The sequence below is a fragment of the Pseudomonas sp. genome, from assembly GCF_049645325.1.
Lineage (GTDB): Bacteria > Pseudomonadota > Gammaproteobacteria > Pseudomonadales > Pseudomonadaceae > Aquipseudomonas.
Genome location: NZ_JBARTQ010000050.1, coordinates 1 through 5,319, shown reverse-complemented (window position 1 = coordinate 5,319; position 5,319 = coordinate 1). Strand labels below are relative to the sequence as shown.

Here is a 5,319-nt window from a genome sequence, read left to right as displayed (position 1 = left end):
ATTTGCAATTGCTGAGTCAAAAACCGCGCCGAACTCTCGTTTCTCCTCCTTTTACGTTCCTAAATCTCCGTTCTGTAAGGCTTTTCCTTGAATCCGCGCCTTGACGGTGTGGTGGGCGCATTCCTATAGTGTGCGCAAGTGGCGGAAAGTGGCACAAAGTGGGTTTTTTGAACGTAAAACGCTAAAATTTGGAGAAACGCATCTGTGTTTCGCGGAGCTAACGCTATCAGTCTCGATGCAAAAGGCCGTCTCGCCATGCCGAGCCGGTATCGTGACGAGCTCATTTCGCGAAGTTCCGGACAGTTAATCATCACGATTGACGCTGTTGACCCTTGTTTGTGCGTTTACCCCCTCGATGAGTGGGAGTTGATTGAAACCAAGTTGCGCGCTTTGCCTTCATTGCGTGAAGAAAACCGCCGCCTGCAGCGTTTGCTGATCGGTAATGCCGTCGACCTCGAACTCGATGGCAGTGGTCGTTTCCTGGTGCCGCCGCGCTTGCGCGAGTACGCCAAGCTGGACAAGCGCGCAATGCTGGTGGGCCAACTGAACAAGTTCCAATTGTGGGACGAAGATGCCTGGGATGCTGTGTCTGCAGCTGACTTGGCTGCTATTCAACAACCGGGCGCTATGCCTGATGAACTGCGTGATTTGATCCTGTGACTATTGATAGCGGCTTTAACCACATCACCGTACTGCTTGACGAAGCCGTTGAGGCTCTCGCCGTACGCGCGGATGGCTGCTATTTGGATGGCACCTTCGGCAGGGGCGGGCACAGCCGGTTGATACTCAGCCAGCTCGGGTCCGACGGTAAGCTCCTCGGGTTCGACAAAGACCCTCAAGCGATTGCCACCGGGCAAGCGCTAGCGGCCGAAGACGGCCGCTTTGTCGTTGTGCAGCGCAGCTTTGCCGAGCTGGGTGCCGAAGTCGCCGAGCGCGGCATGGCAGGCAAGGTGGCCGGGGTTTTGCTCGATCTTGGCGTCTCCTCGCCACAGCTCGACGACCCGGAGCGCGGCTTCAGCTTCATGAACGACGGCCCGCTCGACATGCGCATGGACCCGACCCGTGGCATCAGTGCGGCGCAGTTCATCGCCACCGCACCCCACGAAGAAATCACTCGCGTGTTCAAGGAATACGGTGAAGAGCGCTTCGCCGGTCGCATGGCCCGTGCCGTGGTCGAGCGCCGCGAAATCCAGCCGTTCGAGCGCACTGCCGACCTGGCCGAAGTGCTGAAAGTCGCCAACCCGGCGTGGGAAAAGGGCAAGAACCCTGCAACCCGCGCGTTCCAGGGGCTGCGCATTCACGTCAACAACGAATTGGGTGATCTGGAAGCCGGCCTCGAAGCCGCTCTGGAAGCCCTGGAAGTGGGTGGTCGCCTGGTGGTGATCAGCTTCCACTCCCTGGAAGACCGCATCGTCAAACTGTTCATGCGTCGTCTGGTCAAGGGCGAGTCCGATAACCTGCCGCGCAACCTGCCGGTGCGTTTCGAAGCCTTTGTGCCGAAAATCAAAATCCATGGCAAAGCGCAGTTCGCTTCCGAAGCCGAACTCAAGGCCAACCCACGCTCGCGCAGCGCTGTCATGCGCGTTGCGGAGAAGCTGCGTTGAGCAAGCTTTTCGCCAAGCCCCTCCCGGGCGGCAGCTTCTTTATGTTGCTGCTGTTTATCGGCGTGCTGATATCTGCGATTGCGGTGTCCTACAGCGCCCACTACAACCGCCAATTGCTCAATTCCCTGTACGGGGAATTGAGTGTGCGTGACAAAGCGCAGGCGGAATGGGGCCGGTTGATCCTTGAGCAAAGCACCTGGACCGCGCATAGCCGCATCGAAGTGCTGGCGACCGAACAGCTTAAAATGCACATTCCGGGCGCGGCCGAAGTTCGCATGGTGGCGCCATGATGAAACTCGAAGGTGCACTTTACCCTTGGCGCTTCCGCCTGATGCTCGGCCTGCTGGCCTTGATGGTTGGCGCGATTGCCTGGCGGATCATCGACCTGCAAGTGGTCGACCGCGACTTCCTGATCGGCGAGGGCAATGCCCGTAGCCTGCGCCACATTCCGATTCCTGCGCACCGCGGCCTGATCACTGACCGTAATGGCGAGCCGCTGGCTGTCAGTACGCCGGTGACTACCCTGTGGGCCAACGCGAAGGAACTGCAAACCGCCAAGGAAAAATGGCCGGAGCTTGCCGCTGCGCTGGGTCAGGACCCGAAAGCCTTGGCTGAGCGCCTCGAAGCCCAGGCCAACAAGGAATTCATCTACCTGGTTCGTGGGCTGACCCCTGAACAAGGCCAGCAAGTGCTCGACCTTAAAGTCCCCGGTGTCTATGGCATCGAGGAATTTCGTCGTTTCTACCCGGCCGGTGAAACCACCGCCCATATGGTCGGCTTTACCGACATTGACGACCACGGTCGCGAAGGTGTCGAGCTGGCCTACGATGAATGGCTGGCCGGGGTTCCCGGCAAACGGCAGGTCATCAAGGATCGGCGCGGCAGACTGATCAAGGATGTCCAGGTCACCAAAAACGCCAAGGCCGGAAAGCCCTTGGCGTTGTCGATTGACTTGCGCCTGCAGTACCTGGCCAACCGCGAGCTGCGTAACGCGATCATCGAAAACGGCGCAAAGGCCGGCAGCCTGGTGATCATGGACGTGAAGACCGGCGAGATCCTCGCCATGGTCAACCAGCCGACCTACAACCCGAACAACCGTCGCAACCTGCAGCCGGCGATGATGCGTAACCGCGCCATGATCGACGTGTTCGAGCCCGGTTCGACCATGAAAGCCATCTCCATGAGTGCCGCCCTGGAAACCGGGCGCTGGAAGCCTGCCGACAAGGTCGAGGTTTACCCTGGCACCCTGCAGCTGGGCAAATACACCATTCGTGACGTTTCCCGCACCGAAGGTCCGGTGCTGGATTTGACAGGCATCCTGATCAACTCCAGTAACGTGGGCATGAGTAAAGTTGCCTTCGATATCGGTGGTGAAGCCATCTACCACCTCGCGCAAAAAGTCGGCCTGGGGCAACCCACCGGTTTGGACTTCCCGGGCGAGCGCGTGGGCAACCTGCCGAACTACCGTGACTGGAAAAAGGCCGAGACTGCAACGCTGTCCTACGGTTATGGCCTGTCGGTCACCGCCATCCAACTGGCCCACGCCTTCTCCGTGCTGGCCAACAACGGCCGCATGGTGCCGCTGAGCCTGATTCACCTGGATGAGGCACCGCCTGCGACCCAGGTGATTCCGGAAAACGTCGCCAAGACCATGCAAGGCATGCTGCAACAAGTGATCGAAGCACCGCGCGGCGTATTCCGTGCCCAGGTGCCGGCGTATCACGTGGCAGGCAAGTCCGGTACCGCGCGTAAAACCGCCGTGGGCACCAAGGGCTACGCCGAAAACTCTTATCGCTCGCTGTTTGCCGGTTTCGGCCCGATGAGCGATCCGCGCTACGCCATCGTCGTAGTGATTGATGAACCGAGTAAGGCCGGCTACTTCGGTGGCCTGGTGTCGGCGCCGGTGTTCAGCAAAGTGATGTCCGGCACCCTGCGCCTGATGAACATTACGCCGGACAACCTGCCGCCGACTCAACAAGCGAACGCCGGACCGCCGGCCGCTGCTGCAAAAGCCAATGGAGGGCGCGGCTGATGTCTCTTAGCCTGAACAAGATTTTTGCCCACGCCGGTCGCGATCTGTTGATTCGCGAGTTGAGCCTGGACAGCCGTAATGTGCGCGCCGGTGACCTGTTCCTGGCGGTGCCTGGCGGCAAATTCGATGGTCGTGCGCACATCGCCGACGCCCTGCAGCGCGGCGCCGCCGCCGTGGCCTATGAAGTGGAAGGCGCCACTGTGCTGCCGATCACCGACGTGCCGTTGATTCCGGTCAAGGGCTTGGCTGCGCAGCTGTCCGACATCGCCGGGCGCTTCTATGGCGACCCGAGCCGTCAACTTAACTTGATCGGCGTGACCGGCACCAACGGCAAGACCAGCGTGACCCAATTGGTCGCGCAAGCCCTTGACCTGCTGGGCCAGCACTGCGGCATCGTTGGCACCCTGGGTACCGGCTTCTATGGCGCGCTGCAAAGTGGTATGCACACCACGCCAAACCCGATTGCCGTGCAAGCGACCCTGGCCGACCTGAAAAAGGCCGGTGCCAAGGCGGTTGCCATGGAAGTCTCCTCCCATGGCCTGGACCAGGGCCGCGTTACTGCCTTGGCGTTCGACGTGGCGGTGATGACCAATCTGTCCCGCGACCATCTCGATTACCACAGCACCATGGAGGCGTACGCCGCCGCCAAGGCCAAGCTGTTTGCCTGGAATGACTTGAAGTGCCGGGTGGTAAACCTCGACGACGCCTTCGGCCGCCAGTTGGCAGGCGAGGACAGCGAAGCACGCCTGATCACCTACAGCCTGGAAGATTCCAGCGCGTACCTGTATTGCCGCGAAGCCCACTTCAATGATGAAGGCGTGCTCGCCACGCTGGTCACGCCTCAGGGCGAACATCACTTGCGCAGCACCTTGCTCGGTCGTTTCAACCTGAGCAACGTCCTGGCTGCCATCGGCGCATTGCTCGGTTTGGATTACGCCCTGGATGAAATCCTGCGCGTACTGCCGAAGCTTGAAGGCCCGGCCGGTCGCATGCAGCGTTTGGGTGGCGGCTCGCAGCCGCTGGTAGTGGTCGATTACGCCCACACCCCGGACGCCCTGGAAAAAGTCCTCGAAGCCCTGCGCCCACACGCCAAGGGCAAATTGCTCTGCCTGTTCGGCTGCGGCGGTGATCGTGATCGCGGCAAGCGTCCGCTGATGGCCGAGATTGTCGAGCGCCTGGCTGATGGCGTGCTCGTCACCGACGATAACCCGCGCAGCGAAGACCCGAGCCAGATTTTTGACGACATCCGCGTGGGTTTCAAAGACGCCACCAAGGCACGCTTTGTTGCCGGTCGTGGTGCCGCCATTGCCCAATTGATCGCCAGCGCCAGCGCTGATGACGTGGTGGTGCTGGCCGGTAAAGGTCACGAGGACTACCAGGAAATCAACGGCGAACGCCATGCGTTTTCCGATTTGGTCGAGGCTGATCACGCCCTGACCGCCTGGGAGGTCGCCCATGCTTAAAGCGATGACGTTCAGCGAACTGACCCAGGCCTTGTCGGCCCGCGTAGTGTCGAGCGATTGCAGCTTCGACGCCGTCAGTATCGACAGTCGCAACATCAAACCGGGCCAACTGTTTGTCGCCTTGGCGGGCCCGCGTTTCGATGGTCACGACTACCTGAACGACGTCGCCGCCAAAGGTGCCGCAGGTGCTTTGGTGGAACGTGAAGTCGCGGATTCCACC

At 60.6% G+C, this 5,319-nt stretch carries 6 protein-coding genes; all 6 read left to right on the top strand.

Features of this window, described 5'->3' with window-relative positions:
* The first annotated feature begins 204 nt into the window (after window positions 1-204).
* Window positions 205-660 carry a division/cell wall cluster transcriptional repressor MraZ gene (mraZ, locus tag WBB95_RS02190; protein WP_003171868.1) on the top strand — a complete coding sequence of 152 codons (456 nt, stop codon included), beginning with the start codon at window positions 205-207 and terminating at the stop codon, window positions 658-660.
* Entirely contained in the window at window positions 657-1,604 is a 948-nt protein-coding gene (gene rsmH, locus WBB95_RS02185; protein WP_424486089.1) for a 16S rRNA (cytosine(1402)-N(4))-methyltransferase RsmH, read from the top strand. The genes mraZ and rsmH overlap by 4 nt, the downstream gene beginning before the upstream one ends.
* A complete protein-coding gene (gene ftsL / locus WBB95_RS02180; RefSeq protein WP_424486088.1) occupies window positions 1,601-1,894 on the top strand; it encodes a cell division protein FtsL in 294 nt (97 codons plus the stop codon). The genes rsmH and ftsL overlap by 4 nt, the downstream gene beginning before the upstream one ends.
* Window positions 1,894-3,636 (top strand): peptidoglycan D,D-transpeptidase FtsI family protein, encoded by a 1,743-nt coding sequence (locus WBB95_RS02175; protein ID WP_424486090.1) that lies wholly within the window; start codon window positions 1,894-1,896, stop codon window positions 3,634-3,636. Before ftsL ends, WBB95_RS02175 begins: the two co-directional genes overlap by 1 nt.
* Window positions 3,636-5,099: a UDP-N-acetylmuramoyl-L-alanyl-D-glutamate--2,6-diaminopimelate ligase gene (locus tag WBB95_RS02170; protein WP_424486087.1), complete on the top strand. Its 1,464-nt coding sequence runs from the start codon at window positions 3,636-3,638 to the stop codon at window positions 5,097-5,099. Before WBB95_RS02175 ends, WBB95_RS02170 begins: the two co-directional genes overlap by 1 nt.
* The coding region (locus tag WBB95_RS02165; RefSeq protein WP_424486086.1) for a Mur ligase domain-containing protein at window positions 5,092-5,319 on the top strand (228 nt) is incomplete at its 3' end. The genes WBB95_RS02170 and WBB95_RS02165, both read left to right, overlap by 8 nt.